Genomic DNA, 16,221 nt, shown 5'->3' with positions numbered 1-16,221 from the left:
TCAACCGAATAAAAAAACCCGCAATCGCGGGTTTTTTATGATATTCATATTTTATTTTGGCAAACCATAATGTTGGAAAGAAGACTGTTTAGGAATTCGATAAGCATTACGCCCCAGTAGCTGATTAATAATGACTGAGTTTCGGGTTGCTCCGATCCCTAAGTCTGGAGAACCAACGCCTTGCTGAAAAATCTCGGCATTCTGAATGAAAATACGACCTTGTCCTTGATCACAACGTAAAGCCGTAAAGTCTTCTTGAACAATACAATCATTTTTATCATCAACAGCTAAAATAGAACCCTTCATATTTTGGAACCATTCAGGCCAATCATGAACATAGCCTGTAGCTGCGACAAGGGCATCAGTTTCTAATTCGCAACGTTGATCGAGTTGGGTGTGCAAACAGGTTAAACGCAGAGAACCCGATTCAAGTTCTTCAACCGATTCAACTTCGCAGCTTGTGTATAGGCTTAAGCCGGATTTTTCACCGGCCACTGAACGCTCATAAAGAACATCATATATATCACCAATGGTTGAGAAGCTAATTCCTTTATAGATCAGGCCCTGAGTAGCAGCAATGTCACGACGTTTATCTCTAGGCAGGCTTTGGAAATATTGCATATATGCAGGGGTAAAACATTCTTGCCCAAGTTTAGAATATTCCATTGGGTGAAAGCCGGCAGAACGTGTGATCCAACGAATAGATGCACCTGCTTTTACTTGTTCTGGTGTAAGTGAATTAAATAAAGCAAGTACACATTCTGCTGCACTCTGGCCCGAGCCAATAACCGTGACCTGTTTACATTGCTTGAGTTGTTCCTGAATTTTTGCAAACTCCGCTGAATGTTTTACCAAAGGGTGTTTGCATGTTTCCAGCCATTTAGGAATTCGAGGTTTAGTTCCAATACCAATCGCCAGATTTTGGCTTATATATTTTTGTTTTTCGCCTGAGGCTGATTCACTTTCTATAATAAATTTATCCAGCTTGGCGTCATATTCCACATGGCTTACGTTTTCTCCAAATCGACAATCGGGTAATTGTTTTGAAGCCCAACGGCAATAATGGTCATATTCACGGCGTGGAATTAAAAAACTGTCGTAATAATAAAACTGATGCAAGCGATCATGTTGATGTAAATAATTAATATAGCCTAAGGGATGGCAAGGATTGGCCATAGTAACCAAGTCGGCAAAGAAAGGAACTTGTAATGTCGTACCTTGCAATAGCAACCCTTCATGCCATCGAAATTCTGGTTTGCGTTCTAAAAATACGCTTTTGATTTCGGGATGATGAGACAAAAGAGCAGCTAAACCTAAGTTGAATGGCCCAATACCAATTCCGGTAATATCTATTTTTTTCATGTTTATACTTTATCTGTTTCCAAAATGATGAAAGTTCAAAATACGAATTAATGTGGTGTTAGTAGTTTCTCTACATCAGCAATATTGCGACATTGAATAAGTTGAACAGGTGAGAGCTGAATCGCGTATGTTTCATTAATACGTTTTGAAACGACCTTTAAATGATGTGGACGTAGCCCGAGATGAGTAAAATGAGTTGAGTTGTCCACTTCCATATTTGGCGGGTGGCCTATCACTTCTAAGTAAATGTCGAGTAGTTGATTTTGCTGTTTAGCATTATTTTCAATTGGTATAGATGAATGATCGGACTCATTATTTTTAAAATATAGTCGTTTATTTTGAAGCTCACTGAAAAAATTGCTGAGATCAAAACTGAATATTTCTGAACCAATAATTTGCTTGATTGCTAATTGCAGTGCATCCAAGAAATCGTCAATCATGTTGGGTGGAAATGCTTCTTGGGCATAATCAATATCGAAAATCAAAGCGCCGTCATTTCTTGTGCTAAAGCGAATATCAATTGCAACTTGAGGTGTTTGGGTCAGTCCATCTAGTTGCTGAATAGGATGAGATTCAGATAATACAGGCCATGATAAACCATTTGTAATTACAATCGGTAATACTGGAGCAGTGCCAACTTTTTCAAATAATAGTCGAGCGAGATTAACGCCTGAAAATGAAAGATGCTGTAAACCCTCTAAAACTTCAGTTTGCAAGCGGTTTGCTTGTTCAGCAAATTGATGTGAGGTTTTCCACTCAACAGCAATAAACGTAGAGCTATTGGAAAATGGTCCGGCATAGAGGGGAAGTGTAGGGACAGCAACGCATAGAGATTTTTCAGTGTTCCAATGAGATAGCACTTCCAAAATAAGCGCCATGATGACTGAGTTTTTAAACAGTGAATGTTTTGCGCCAATTTTAGACAACTGTTTAAATTGATCTTTTTCTATAACCAGACTGTTACGTTGGTAACGTGAAGTCGGTAAATGCTGTAAGGGTGTTTTCCACGGAAGCGTAGGAATAGCCGATAATTTAGAAAATTTTCTTTCCCAGTAAGCCATATCTGCGTGATGAACAGACAGGCTATTTTCAACTTCATTTTCTTCTATTTGCGTTTGGATATCATGTTGTTGTCCATCGAATAGCTCTAACATAAGTGAAGCTATAGATCGGCCATCTAAAATTAATGCATCAAAGCGGACAAAAATCGTTAGTAGATTATTTTTTAATAAAAAGACGGTGATATTCCAAGGCGACTGATTTAAATCAAATAGCTCATGCGTATAACTATTTTTATAGGACTGGATGTGGTGAGAAGCACGTTCAGGTTCCCATGTAGTTAGGTCTATTTCTTTTAAATTGACACTCACTTGATCGCTTACATATTGTATTAACCTATTTTTATCAATATAGGTTCGTAAGCTGTCATGCCGCCGTACCATTTCTGCCAATCGTTGTCTTAATAAAACAATATCCATTTTGCCGTGATACTGCCTAAACTCTTGCATGGCAACACCACCTAAAGGAAGGGCTTGAGTTCGGCCTAATAGGTAGGCTTGCTGTAATGCATTTAATGGTTTTTGAGACGTACGATCTGACGAGGTATTTTGTGCTGGGCTTATAATTTGTGTATTCAGTTGCTCAGGATGTGCGGCAAGATTTTTAAGTAAATGAATGAAAGATTCAAATAAATTCGTGATCCATTCTTTGGGGAGAGCATCTAAACGGATGTCCCAATTAACTAAAATACCGTCATCTACATGAGCAACTTGTGCATCAAGTGCAACTTGCGGCCCTTGTGAAATGACCCAATTCATTGAGCCAAAAACACGGCGGACACGTTCGGAAAGTAAATTATCATTTTCTAAGTCGAGCGCCGCTGTAAATACCACGGGAGCAATCTGTGCACTACCATGATAACGGGACAGGTCACGTAGAACATTCACACCCGAATAATGTGAATGCTCTAATAACTCAAGCATTTGATTTGCTATTTGTTTGCAGAATGCGGCTAAGGTAGTTATTCCTTTCATATCAACATCAAGGATGACTAGATTAGCAAAATCACCAATAGTGCCTTCGACATTTTTTAAAACTGGCTCGCGCCAAAAAGTAGGAATATTTAATCGGAAGCTGTGATCTTTGGTTGCATGACCAAGCGTATAGGCAAATAGACCTAATATCAGATTGGTCACAGTAATGCGTTGTTCTCTAGCAAGTTGTTGTAGTGCTGTTCGTTCTTTTGGCGATAACCACGTACTTAAACGATCACTTTTTGCTGTTTTGAACTCTTGATGAATGAAAGGTAGAGACGGAGCAGGGCTAATATGAGACAGACGTTGTTTCCACCATAAGCGGTCTCGTTGGCTTAATTTTTTTAGGTCAGGGTCCGTCCGTATTTTTTGATACCAGTCAAAAAAATTAGGCGGACGGGAGAATGATATTCCTGGGTCTTCATAAAACAAAGAAAGATCTTCCATCAAGTTCAAAAAACTGGACGGATCTATAGCAATCATGTCCGTATCTACATGAAAACGGAAAATATTATTTTTAAGAACACTTACAGAAAATCTTGCAGTCTGGCCCTGACTTAGATCAAGTTTTTGATGGGTCCATTGCTCACGTTTTTGCATGAGCATTTGCTCAATTTGATGATCGCTAAGCTTTGAAAAATCATCGACTTCTAATATCTGTTGAGCCTTCTCAGCCATGATGTTTGCGATGCCATCGGCGCTCAAACTCAACCTCAAAATAGGGTGTTCTTTATAAAGTCGTTGAAGTGCTAAATGTAATTTTTGTAGATCAATAAATTGACCGTCAAATTCTGCATAGAGGTGGGCAGCAACCCCACCTAAAGTTGCGTTGCCAGAGCGACCAAACCAGCAGGCCGCTTGCATCGAAGTTAATTCACACATTGAACGATAACTCGGTTGACAAATTAATCTTGTTTCAGCATCATACAAACAAATGAAAATGATTACCAGTTGCATTTGTTAATCATTTCCAATTTTGCTGTGAATATATAGCTTGTCCGTCTTAAGAGTTTTCTTTAGTCGGTATTCAAATTAAATATTTATGCCGAGATGTAAGAAAATTTACCAAGAATCAATAGCTTGATAACCATTAAATTAAATTGAATATTTAGAATGTCATGAAAAAACAGTTGATTGAGTTTGTTCGCTGGTCTCCCGAGAGAGCGCAACACTATCGAAATAAAGGTTATTGGATTGACCAACCTTTGACGCGCATTTTAACGGTAGGGGTTCAATCGCATCCGCATTCGCCGGCAATTATTTGTGGTGAACGTCAGTTGAGTTATATCGAGCTGGACCGGCTATCAACAAATTTAGCTTCTCGACTAGCTGAAAAAGGTTTGGGCAAGGGTGATACTGCTTTAGTACAACTTCCCAATGTTGCGGAGTTTTATATTGTCTTTTTTGCCTTGCTTAAAGCAGGCGTGGTTGTACTCAATGCGCTATATAGCCACCGCCAATATGAACTAAATGCCTTTATTAAACAGATTCAACCTAAACTTTTAATTGGTTCGCGTCAGCATGAAGTCTTTAGCAATAATCAATTTATTGACTCACTTCATGATGTAAATTTAAGTCCTGAAATTATTTTGATGCTCAATCATCAAGCTACCGATTTCGGACTATTAGACTGGATGGAAACACCAGCAAAGACCTTTGTCGATTTTTCATCTACACCTGCTGATGAAGTTGCTTTCTTTCAGTTGTCAGGTGGAAGTACGGGAACACCAAAACTTATTCCACGCACGCATAATGACTATGACTATAGTGTGCGAGCCAGTGCCGAGATTTGCGGTTTAAACTCGCATACCCGGTTATTGTGTGCTCTGCCAGCTCCGCATAACTTTATGTTGAGTTCACCCGGTGCATTAGGTGTTTTACATGCAGGTGGATGTGTGGTGATGGCACCAAATCCTGAACCGCTCAATTGCTTCTCTATTATTCAAAGACATCAAGTCAATATGGCATCTTTAGTGCCGAGTGCTGTCATTATGTGGCTAGAAAAAGCCACGCAATATAAAGATCAAATTCAGTCTTTAAAGTTGCTTCAAGTGGGGGGAGCAAGTTTCCCTGAATCTTTAGCTCGTCAAGTTCCTGAAATCCTCAATTGTAAATTACAACAAGTATTTGGAATGGCCGAAGGCTTGGTCAATTACACCAGACTCGATGACTCCGACGAGCAAATCTTTACGACACAAGGGCGTCCTATCAGTTCTGATGATGAAATCAAAATTGTGGATGATGAGTATAGGGAAGTCCCAGAAGGTGAAATAGGGATGCTTGCGACTCGGGGACCTTATACCTTTTGTGGTTATTACCAAAGCCCTGAACATAATTCACAGGTCTTTGATGAGGACAACTATTACTATTCGGGCGATCTCGTGCAGCGTACTCCTGATGGTAATTTACGTGTAGTAGGAAGAATTAAAGACCAGATTAACCGTGGTGGTGAAAAGATTGCTTCGGAAGAAATAGAAAAACTTATTCTTCTACATCCGGAAGTTATGCACGCAGCTTTGGTCGCAATTGTTGATGAACAATTCGGTGAAAAGAGTTGTGCCTTTATTGTTTCTCGTAATCCTGAACTTAAAGCTGTTGTGCTCAGACGCCATCTTATGGAGTTAGGTATTGCACAATACAAACTTCCAGACCAGATCAAATTAATCGAAAGTTTGCCACTGACCGCAGTCGGTAAGGTAGACAAAAAACAACTTCGCAGCATTTTAAATACATCTACAACATCTTAATAAATATTGAGCAGCATATGGCTATTTCAAAAATTTCTACTTATCTCATGCCCGAAAGAGAGAGTTATCCAAATAATAAAACAGACTGGCAATTAGATCCTTCTCGAGCAGTTTTATTAATTCATGATATGCAGCGCTACTTTTTAAATTTTTACGATGCTGAAAGTGAATTAATTAAAACGGTTGTTAATCATTTAGTTCAACTAAGGAGTTGGGCACATCAGAACAATGTTCCAGTTGTCTATACCGCACAGCCTTATGAACAACCAGCGGAAGATCGCGCATTACTGAATGCGATGTGGGGACCGGGTTTGCCAGCCTCAACAATCGATCAGCAAAAAATTATTGATCAACTCTCTCCTGCTGAACATGACATTGTCTTAACGAAATGGCGTTATAGCGCGTTTAAACGTTCGGATTTACTTGAAAGAATGCAAAACTGGAATCGTGATCAGCTCATTATTGGCGGTGTCTATGCCCATATCGGTTGTATGGTTACGGCAATTGAAGCTTTTATGAGTGACATACAACCCTTTCTGGTTGGAGATGCAGTTGCCGATTTTTCAGAAGAAGAACATCGTTTAGCTTTGAAATATGTATCTTCACGGTGTGGTCAAGTTGTGGATACTGAATCTGTAGTGAGGCAAGTGGCAACAGGCATTACACGACCTTGGCTAGAGCAAAAAGTCCAGCAGCTTATTGAAGAAGATGAATTAGATCCTGAAGAAAACCTGATTCTTTATGGATTGGACTCATTACGAATTATGCAGTTTTCTTCGGAACTCAAAGCACAAGGAATCAATATTAGTTTTGAAGAATTAGGACGCACACCCACTTTATCAAATTGGTGGTCATTGGTTGATGCACGGCAAAGGATTGCAGGGTAGAGGGTTGCCATCATAAGGCATACGACAAATCCTGGTCGCTAAATTTATACATAAAATTTATATCTTTGATAGCGACTCCTTAGACGACTTGTAATCGTCATATTAACGGAGCAAAAAATGATTTTATCGCCTGCTGATCAAGAGAGAATAGAGACATTCTGGAATTACTGTTTAAAACATCAATACTTCAATATTGGATATCCTGAATCTGCAGATTTTGATTATTCCGCTTTATTCCGTTTTTTCAAATTCTCTATTAATAATTGTGGTGATTGGAAAGACTATAGTAATTACGCATTGAATTCTTTTGAGTTTGAAAAAGATGTGATGGCGTATTTTGCTGAAATTTTTCAAATTCCCTTTGAAGAAAGCTGGGGATACGTAACCAATGGTGGCACAGAAGGTAATATGTTTGGCTGCTATCTGGCGCGTGAGCTATTTCCTGATTCCACATTATATTACTCAAAAGATACGCATTATTCGGTGAGAAAAATCGCCAAATTATTGCAGATGAAATCTTGTGTGATCGAATCATTGGATAATGGTGAAATCGACTATGATGATTTAATCCATAAAATAAAAACCAATAAAGAAAGTCACCCCATTATTTTTGCAAATATTGGTACGACCATGACCGGTGCAATTGATGATATTGAAATGATTCAAGAGCGCTTAGCGCAAATCGGAATCATGCGCCGAGATTATTATATTCATGCCGACGCTGCCTTAAGTGGCATGATTTTACCTTTTGTTGATCATCCTCAAGCGTTTTCCTTTGCTCATGGTATCGACTCAATCTGTGTGTCTGGTCATAAAATGATTGGCTCACCGATTCCGTGTGGCATTGTTGTGGCCAAACGCCAAAATGTAGAGTGTATATCGGTAGATGTTGACTATATCTCTACACGTGATCAAACCATTAGCGGTTCTCGTAATGGTCATACGGTCTTGTTGATGTGGGCGGCAATACGTAGCCAAACTAATTTACAAAGACGACAGAGAATTCAACATTGTCTAAAAATGGCCCAGTACGCGGTTGATCGCTTTCAGGTAGTGGGAATTCCTGCTTGGCGAAATCCGAATTCAATTACTGTGGTATTTCCGTGTCCTTCAGAGCACATCTGGAAAAAGCATTATCTGGCAACCTCTGGAAATATGGCTCATTTAATTACTACGGCACATCACCGAGATACACGTCAGATTGATAGCTTAATTGACGACGTTATTTTTGATTTACAAGGTGTCTCTAAACGTACAGTTGGTTTTTAGTCATATCAACCAAGATGATTTAGACAAATCCATATTAATTTTTACAGTCTAGAAAATGATCTAAAAATATTTTGATAGGGTGGTCAGGAAGTTTTTGATGCAATTAAAGTTTTTAAAAAAATACTTTTTATATGATTTTCTTATTCATGCTTTTTTAAAGCCGAAAATGACAATTCTTGCTGGTCAATTGAAGCGAGATTTTATTTTAAGTACCGCTTTTTTTATGAATATAAAGAGAGATAAGCATGTCTGATTTAAAGTTATCTCATCTGATGACAGACTCTTCCTTGGCACCTGCACTCAAGCCAGCATTTCCTAAATTATTTGCAGGAACACTTGCTGCCGTATTTTCTGGTTTAGCCATTTTAACTGCCATGTGGGGCATGATTCAGTTGATTGGTTATTTATCTTCTTATTGGGTGATCTTTTCAGCGGTTTTTTGGATAGTCGGGGCGGCATTGGCAGCACTGGCTTCATGGTTAGTGCATGATGCAGAGGCTGGATTTTCGGCACGATTACGTCGTCAAATTGCTCATCATTTAATTCGGTTACCTAACACAACCCTATCAAAACAGGGTGACCAAAGCTTAAAACGACTGGTTTCAGACGATATCGCAACTTTGCATCATATGGTGGCGCATTTACCGTCGGAAATTGCGATTTTTGCTGTAATCCCTTTAGTTTCTATTGTTTTATTAGTTGTGTTGGTGGGCCCGATGGCACTTTGGGTATTATTACCTGGGGCAATGGCTTCACTCTATTATTTAATTATTGTTCCCCATGTATCAAAACGGGATGGCGCTGCGCGTATGCAGGTCATGTTAGATATTATTGGTTCTGCTGATGATTATGCGCGCGGCATTCGTGATAACCGAATATATGGGCAACAATCAGGTGCTTTAACAGCCTATACTCAATCAGCACAAAATTTCACTCAAAATATGGTGTCTTGGGTGAGTAAAGTCGCAACACTCGCTGCTGTTGCCACTGCATTACTACAAGCTGTTGCAACCTTTGCCATAGCCTATTTTGTAGCTTATCAATACGACAGCATGACCTTGGCTGCAACACTTTTCTTTAGTTTGGCCATCGTGACACCTTCGCTACGTTTAGGGCATGGTCTTGATTATGTCGCTGCTGGGCGAGCTGCAGCTAGTCGTTTATCTGCTTTCTTAAAAGAGCCAGTACTCTCATCGGGCAATCTACAACAGATTGAGGGAGATGTAACACTCGAAATAGTTAATGCAAGCTTTGCAATTGAAAATCAAAAAGTATTTGATCGATTAAGTTATTCATTTCCAAAAAATTCAATGACTGCAATTACAGGGCCGAGTGGAGTTGGCAAAACAACCTTACTGCGAGCACTTGCTGGTTTAGCCGTATTGCAAGAAGGTGTCGTTCAATTAGCCAAAACAGATATTTTGCAATTACATGAAAAACTAAGGCATGAAAAGGTTTTGTTTATTCCACAAGGTGGAGATGTATTACCGACCACAGTAAGAGAAAACTTGTCCTTATCTGCCGTTAATGCAAATGATGCACAACTTGAGCAGGCATTACTCAAGGCCCAACTAAAAGTAGATTTAAATGCATATGCAACTTTACTTTCAGGCGGTGAAAAACAGCGCATAGGAATAGCGCGTGCGTTTTTATCCTCAGCTCCTATTATTTTATTAGACGAGCCAACGAGCGCACTCGACCAGACCAATGCGACAAAAATAATATTGGAGTTAAGCGACTTAGCTAAAAACCAGAATAAAACCATCGTCATGGTCACTCATGATCTTGCCTTAGCTGCTCATGCCGACAACAGGTTAGTGCTTAAAGGCCCAACTGACTCAGGGAAATCTTTATGAATACTGCTGCTAAATTAAATAAAGATCAGATTTTTTCGATGCTTCCTCGTGCGGCCAAACAAAAATTAATTATTGTTGGTATTGGATGGATCATTGTTGCAGCAATTGAAGCAATCGCATATACCGTATTGGCATTTGCAATTGTCAATCAATGGTCACCAAGCTGGGTTCTCATCAGTGCAATTGCAGCAATATTAGTGACAGTTATAGTCACTCGTGCTGGCTTCCTTACTGGTGTGCGTTTAGCAGGGGACCTATTTGCTGAGTTAGGCAAATCTTTAGCTCGTGCCAAGCTCTCTTGGTTTACCAATGAACAGCGTGCTCAGATTAAGACAATTGCTGGACAGGGAATTCCTGGGTTTATGAGTATTCCTGCTCATCAATTGCAAACCTTTTTACATGCGCCTTTTATGCCTTTATTTCTCACAATAGGAATAGGCCTGCTTGCTGGAGCAGGCGTAGCATTTGTCGCTTTAGGCTTACTTTTACTCTCTTTATTTGCTCAATTCCTAGCACAACGTGCACTCATGCATATTGATAAAAAACGTAATACTGCCGATTTAGCTGCTTCACAAGCAACGTTGGAATTGGTTGATCATGTTGAGTTATTACGCACAGCCGCGGGACCAGAACGTGCGGTTCAAAGGCTGGAACATCGTTGGGAAGAGCAAGAAGAGACATTAGTACGGATCAACCGTGCTGCTGCATTTGCAAGTTTTGTTGCGACCTTGGCAAGTGTTTTACCCATTGCAGGGATGGCAACGTATCTGGTGATCGCTGGAGTCAATCATGCTGCTTTGGTATTGGCATTACTCGTCTTAATTGGACGTGCAGCAGCGCCGTTAGGTGAACTTGCTACTGCAGGGTTGCATATCAATGATTTATTTGCTGCACTACGCAACTTTAATCAGATCACCCATCCACCTGAGTTGCCTGAGCCATTACACCCTCAAATTCCTACTGGCCATCATATTTCGGTACAAGGCGTTAGCTATGCGCCAGCACTTGAAAATATATCTCTCGATATCACATTGGGGAGCAGAGTATGGGTTACCGGACCAAGTGGTAGTGGTAAGAGTACTTTACTTGAATTGCTTACACGGTTTGATGATCCACAAATAGGAAAAATTACCCTAGGTGGTATAGCTCTTGATCAAATGAAATATGAAGATTTGGTCTCGAATATCGCTTATGTCACACAAGAACCTATTTTGTTCACAGGTACACTGGCTGAAAATATCCGTTTAGGAAAATCTGATGCAACTGATGATGAAATAGAAAAGGCTGCAAGAGATGCCGCATTAGGAGCAATGATTGACCGTAGTTCAGAAGGAATTAATCAATCGGTGGGTAAACAAGGCACCGCATTGTCTGGTGGTGAACGTCAGCGGGTCGCAATTGCCCGAGCATTACTCAAAAATGCGCCGATTTTAATACTTGATGAAGCAACCTCTGCCTTGGATGAAGAGACTGAGCAGGAAATTGTTACAACGATACGTGCTCTTTCTTCTACGGTTATTTTTGTCACACATCGTGACTCAGCTATTTGGCAACCGACTCAAACTATCAATTTAGCTTCAACTTCTGTTTAAAAAAATAGCGCAGAAATCTGATTTAAGCATTTTTTATAAAAGAAAAATGCTTAATATTTGGAGAATTCTTGAATGAATAAACCTCAATATAATATGTTCTGTTTACCGCCTGCGGGGAGTAGCGCAAGTATTTATCATCCATGGAAAAAGCAGATCTCTGACAATATTCGTATTATTCCTATTGAATATTCGGGTCATGGTATAAAAATAAATGAACCATTGATTGATGATCCTGATCTATTGGCTATGCAAATTGCCAATGAAATACAAGCTTACTCAGACACACCCTTCATTTTATTTGGACATAGTGTAGGAGGTAGCTTGATTTGGAAAGTACTCAATTATTTGAATGAAAAAACCATAATTGATCAGTTGAGATTAATTGTTATAAGTAGCCGACCTGAGCATCACTATATTCAACATATGCGGTACAAGCATGAGCTAACTGATGAAAAAATTATTGATGAATTAAAGCGATACAATAATTTTCCTGATGAAATTTTAAATAATCAGGATGCACTCACATTCTTTCTCAAAATCATTCGTAATGATTTCTATCTTAGTGATCAATTACTTGGCGAGAAGATTCATAAGACTGAGGTTCCGATCGTTGCATTTTATGGCAAACAGGACCCTGATATTCCTAACAAAAGAATGATGGATGCATGGCAACAACACACAGAAAATTGGTTAGGAAGCATTGAGTTTGAAGGGGACCATTTCTACTTTCTCAATCCCGAAACTCGAGTGAAGATGCTTGAAAACATTGCTGCCATCGTTGAAACATTGACCGTGAATATTGAATAAAGTCCATGCTATGAATACGAAGAAGCAGCTAAGTAGAGGGGCTAATTCATGTCTGGATGAAATAAATATTCAATATGAAAAGCTAACAGCTTTCGGGATAGATATACATAAGGTCCAGCTCAGCCAAATCAAAGAAATACCTCAGCTTGATCATATCTATCAAGAGCTGAATATATTTCTTCCACCGAATATAAAAAGCTCACGCTTCATTCGTCAATTAGAGTTCTTGACGGGGCGCTTAGCAGCAAAATATGCATTACAAAGCTTTAACTTACAAGATTCTATTGTCTATCAAGGTAGACATGGGGAACCCCTATGGCCCGAAGGAGTGATGGGGGGGATTAGTCATGTTGGATCAAAAAAATCATGTTATGCCATCGCATATGCTAGAAATAACACACCTAAAGAAAAAATATTTGGAATCGATATAGAGTCTCAAAAACATTATATTTTTTTTCAAAAGAAAGATGAATTTTATGATGTTTTTCTCAATAAAAACGAGCAAGAAGAAATTGAAAAGCTACTAAAAGATCAAGCATATTTATATTTGATAATATTCTCCGCTAAAGAAAGTATCATTAAGGCATTTTATTTAAAATATAAGCAAATTATTGATTTTAAGAATATAAAATTTAAAGCGCTAGATGGCGCGTTTCTTTATTTTTACCTTAGACAAGAAAGTTTAATCGAGATAACTCTAGAGGTTAAAGTTTATTTTTTTCATACAAATAACGAGATAATTACAATTTCTTGCATTGAAAACTAAATTTGTTATTGATAATAATAATCATTTGCATTAATGTGTGTTTCAGTATTTTTATATCCTTATATTTAAAAAGAAGTACTACAGAATTTGCTTGAAAAAAATCAATGTGAGAGGTGATATACAGATGATGCAGACTCAAATATCAGTAGAGCAAAATTTAGATCATATCGGTCAAAAGAAATTTTCATGTTTTTCTACGAAGAATTATTATCTTGAGGTCAACGAATTCGTTAAAACGTTAAATACACCTGCAGCAAATACCGCACTATTGAATGAAGAGATTGCAAAATGCTTTGAAGAAATTAAAAAGCAAGGCCATCAAAATCCAGTTTTAATTGGTGCTATACCTTTTGATATTACAAAGAAAAGTAGCTTAAATTTTTATGCTGATCATAAAAAAATAACACAAGCATCTTCTACGATTAACTCATTAAAAAATCGTAATAACATTGAGATAATTAATAAATCATTACTCATTCAACGCCAAAAATTTGAAGGTACAGTACAGTTAGCATTAGATGCTTTTGAGAAAAAGAAGGTAGAAAAAGTTGTTCTTTCTCAGGCTGTTGAATATGAGTTCAACCGTCATCAAGAGCCAGAAAACTTATTGGCTGCTTTATTAAAACAAAATCCAAATGCTTATAATTTTGTGATTCCAGTAGAACATAATAATTATATTCTAGGCGCAAGCCCAGAACTGCTTTTATCAAAACAAGGTCGTATTGTAACCAGTAATCCTTTGGCCGGTTCTAGACCCAAATCTCAGATTTCCGAAAAAAATTTCGTCAGCCAACAAGAATTAAATCATTCTGAGAAAGACCAACATGAACATCGAATTGTGGTTGAAAATATTATTAGAAATTTAGCCACTCATTGTGTAGAGCTTAAGGTTTCTGAATTTCCAGATATTTTAGAAACATCAACAATGTTGCATTTATCATCAGAATTCCAAGGTGTGCTTAAGCAACAAGCTCCCGATGCCTTAAACCTTGCATTAGAATTACATCCAACACCAGCAGTTTGTGGCTCACCAACTCATGTTGCTAAGCAGTTTATTTTAGATCATGAAGGTTATGACCGACATTATTACACGGGGTTAGTCGGCTGGATGGATGCGGAGGGTAATGGTGAGTGGGTAGTGACAATTCGATGTGGTCTACTCAGTGAAAATAAAATGCGCTTATATGCTGGTGCGGGGATTGTTGAAGGGTCAGATGCTGAAGCTGAATGGCTAGAAACAGAAGCTAAAATGCAAACCATGCTAAATATTCTAAATACAAAAGTTGCTGTGTAATTAGTAAACCTGGGCAGGTTTTATTTTTATAGCCAAAATAATAACTACATATTCCACGGGGCTATGCTAAAAAATTTAATAAAAAAGCCTGCATAAAGCAGGCTCTTTTAATTAAGAGGATTATTCTAAGAATTTAACAGTTACGCCTGAACGTACTTTATTACCTAAATCGTTAGCATCCCAGTTCGTTAAACGGATACAACCGTGTGATGCAGTTTTAGAAATTAAAGACGGGTTTGGTGTACCGTGAATACCAAATGATTTTTTGCTTAAACCAATCCAGATATTACCTACAGGAGCATTTGGACCTGGTGGTAATGAAAGCGGTTTTAAGTTATTGCCTTGTACAAAGTTAGAAGGAGAGTAGCTGTACCAAGGATTACGTGCTACACCTACTACCTTGTAAGTACCGGTCGGAGATGGCGTATCAGTACTGCCAATTGTTGCAGGAAATGACGCAATCATTTGATTACGGCTGTTAAACAGATACAACTGTTTCGCACCTTTATGCGCAATAATCAAGTGAATATCTTCTGGTAAGTCATTGCGTACATTTGGAACAATGATTTTTTCACCAACTTTTTTGAATGTCGCAGTCGGGTTAATTTTCTTTAAGAAGGCTTCATCAATATGAAACTTCTCGCCCAACATTTCACTTACGCGTGTGTAGTACAAACCTTTCATTTTTGCTTGTAAAGCATAGTCAGAAGGAATTGATTGTGCGTAAGGACCTTTTAAATCGGCATCAGTAATGGTGTATTCAATAAACGCTGGTTTGTTTTGTTTAGCAACAAGCGCATCCCAAGTTTCTTTAGTTAACTCGCCAGTAGGAGATAAACCATTCATTTGCTGGAAAGATGCAATTGCTTTTAATGTATTTTTACCGCTCATGCCATCGATAGCACCCGGTGAAGCATGTGCATTATTAAGCATAACGTGAGCGCGTGCATAAACTGGAAGTTGGCCTTTGCCAATATTTTCATACCACTCAGCGTTGTTTAAGCTATCTAATGTCCATGTAACCGCTGGCGCAGAAGTTGCTGTAGACGGAGTAGCTGTTGTGGTTTTAGCCGTAGCTACTGGCGTTGAAGCGGCAATACCTGAATCAGCATTTTGGTCTTCAGCTTTTTGTAAATTTTGTAATGTTGTTGACGCTCTATTTAGGTCATTTTGTTCTTGTGCAGTAATCTGAGTCTGAGCTTGAGCTTTTACAGTTGAAGCAGCATCTACAGCAAGCGGATCAATCGGATCTTCTACAGGAGCAGATACTTTATTAGGGTTCAGTGGTTGCTCAGTTGTTGACGCAGCCAAAGCAACATTAGCAATAATACAACTTAAACTCATAGCGAGTAATGAGCGAACAAACATGTAATTCAACCTTAAGAATTTTCATATAAGCAATAGGGAAAATCAGATCCTTTAGGCCATAAACTCACCAATCATTCATTCTTATGAATTTAATATTGGCTTATTTGAGACTCGAAGGGATATAAATAAACCCGATGTAACATGCTGCAAGTATTGCAGAAAACGTTTCTTCTTGCAGTAGACTTTTGTGTAAATATGCATTTTTTAGTAGATTGGCAAGTTTTTTGTGTGAAATTGAAA

General features: G+C 38.5%; 11 protein-coding genes. 8 read left to right on the top strand and 3 right to left on the bottom strand.

Going from position 1 to position 16,221, the window contains the following annotated elements; all coding sequences use genetic code 11:
• Positions 1-51: 51 nt before the first annotated feature.
• On the bottom strand, positions 52-1,362 hold the full coding sequence (gene basC / locus GO593_RS01150; protein WP_000717764.1) for a putative histamine N-monooxygenase: 1,311 nt from the start codon (positions 1,360-1,362) through the stop codon (positions 52-54).
• A gap of 47 nt (positions 1,363-1,409) precedes the next feature.
• Positions 1,410-4,352: an acinetobactin non-ribosomal peptide synthetase subunit BasD gene (basD, locus tag GO593_RS01145; RefSeq protein WP_001177731.1), complete on the bottom strand. Its 2,943-nt coding sequence runs from the start codon at positions 4,350-4,352 to the stop codon at positions 1,410-1,412.
• 161 nt (positions 4,353-4,513) lie between these two features.
• On the opposite strand from basD, the gene basE reads away from it, so the two are divergent.
• From basE to basJ, 8 genes are all read left to right on the top strand, one after another.
• Positions 4,514-6,142 carry a (2,3-dihydroxybenzoyl)adenylate synthase BasE gene (gene basE / locus GO593_RS01140; protein WP_000744376.1) on the top strand — a complete coding sequence of 543 codons (1,629 nt, stop codon included), beginning with the start codon at positions 4,514-4,516 and terminating at the stop codon, positions 6,140-6,142.
• Positions 6,143-6,159: 17 nt separating this feature from the next.
• Positions 6,160-7,029 (top strand): acinetobactin biosynthesis bifunctional isochorismatase/aryl carrier protein BasF, encoded by an 870-nt coding sequence (gene basF, locus GO593_RS01135; protein WP_001018262.1) that lies wholly within the window; start codon positions 6,160-6,162, stop codon positions 7,027-7,029.
• 117 nt (positions 7,030-7,146) lie between these two features.
• The gene (gene basG / locus GO593_RS01130; protein WP_000603884.1) at positions 7,147-8,298 is read left to right on the top strand and encodes an acinetobactin biosynthesis histidine decarboxylase BasG; all 1,152 of its coding nucleotides are present in this window, start codon (positions 7,147-7,149) and stop codon (positions 8,296-8,298) included.
• A gap of 245 nt (positions 8,299-8,543) precedes the next feature.
• Positions 8,544-10,154, top strand: coding sequence for an acinetobactin export ABC transporter permease/ATP-binding subunit BarA (barA, locus tag GO593_RS01120; RefSeq protein WP_001281550.1), 1,611 nt, complete (start codon positions 8,544-8,546; stop codon positions 10,152-10,154).
• A complete protein-coding gene (gene barB / locus GO593_RS01115; protein ID WP_001090097.1) occupies positions 10,151-11,746 on the top strand; it encodes an acinetobactin export ABC transporter permease/ATP-binding subunit BarB in 1,596 nt (531 codons plus the stop codon). Before barA ends, barB begins: the two co-directional genes overlap by 4 nt.
• A 72-nt stretch (positions 11,747-11,818) precedes the next feature.
• Positions 11,819-12,553: an acinetobactin biosynthesis thioesterase BasH gene (basH, locus tag GO593_RS01110; RefSeq protein WP_001039969.1), complete on the top strand. Its 735-nt coding sequence runs from the start codon at positions 11,819-11,821 to the stop codon at positions 12,551-12,553.
• Between the two features lie 10 nt (positions 12,554-12,563).
• Positions 12,564-13,319, top strand: a complete 756-nt coding sequence (basI, locus tag GO593_RS01105) for an acinetobactin biosynthesis phosphopantetheinyl transferase BasI (protein ID WP_001093099.1) — start codon at positions 12,564-12,566, stop codon at positions 13,317-13,319.
• A gap of 124 nt (positions 13,320-13,443) precedes the next feature.
• Positions 13,444-14,613: an acinetobactin biosynthesis isochorismate synthase BasJ gene (gene basJ / locus GO593_RS01100; protein WP_000983818.1), complete on the top strand. Its 1,170-nt coding sequence runs from the start codon at positions 13,444-13,446 to the stop codon at positions 14,611-14,613.
• 120 nt (positions 14,614-14,733) lie between these two features.
• Here basJ and GO593_RS01095 read toward each other — a convergent pair whose 3' ends face one another.
• Positions 14,734-15,981, bottom strand: coding sequence for a L,D-transpeptidase family protein (locus GO593_RS01095; protein ID WP_000498093.1), 1,248 nt, complete (start codon positions 15,979-15,981; stop codon positions 14,734-14,736).
• Between the last annotated feature and the right edge of the window lie 240 nt (positions 15,982-16,221).

Source organism: Acinetobacter baumannii, from assembly GCF_009759685.1.
Taxonomy (GTDB): Bacteria; Pseudomonadota; Gammaproteobacteria; order Pseudomonadales; family Moraxellaceae; genus Acinetobacter; species Acinetobacter baumannii.
Note: the sequence above shows the minus strand (reverse complement) of the source record. Positions and strands in the feature narration are given on the sequence as shown.

Bases quoted from the DNA above. Each gene is read 5' to 3' on its own strand.
- basC (WP_000717764.1), bottom strand. From the start codon at position 1,362: ATGAAAAAAATAGATATTACCGGAATTGGTATTGGGCCATTCAACTTA.
- basD (WP_001177731.1), bottom strand. From the start codon at position 4,352: ATGCAACTGGTAATCATTTTCATTTGTTTGTATGATGCTGAAACAAGA.
- basE (WP_000744376.1), top strand. From the start codon at position 4,514: ATGAAAAAACAGTTGATTGAGTTTGTTCGCTGGTCTCCCGAGAGAGCG.
- basF (WP_001018262.1), top strand. From the start codon at position 6,160: ATGGCTATTTCAAAAATTTCTACTTATCTCATGCCCGAAAGAGAGAGT.
- basG (WP_000603884.1), top strand. From the start codon at position 7,147: ATGATTTTATCGCCTGCTGATCAAGAGAGAATAGAGACATTCTGGAAT.
- barA (WP_001281550.1), top strand. From the start codon at position 8,544: ATGTCTGATTTAAAGTTATCTCATCTGATGACAGACTCTTCCTTGGCA.
- barB (WP_001090097.1), top strand. From the start codon at position 10,151: ATGAATACTGCTGCTAAATTAAATAAAGATCAGATTTTTTCGATGCTT.
- basH (WP_001039969.1), top strand. From the start codon at position 11,819: ATGAATAAACCTCAATATAATATGTTCTGTTTACCGCCTGCGGGGAGT.
- basI (WP_001093099.1), top strand. From the start codon at position 12,564: ATGAATACGAAGAAGCAGCTAAGTAGAGGGGCTAATTCATGTCTGGAT.
- basJ (WP_000983818.1), top strand. From the start codon at position 13,444: ATGATGCAGACTCAAATATCAGTAGAGCAAAATTTAGATCATATCGGT.
- GO593_RS01095 (WP_000498093.1), bottom strand. From the start codon at position 15,981: ATGTTTGTTCGCTCATTACTCGCTATGAGTTTAAGTTGTATTATTGCT.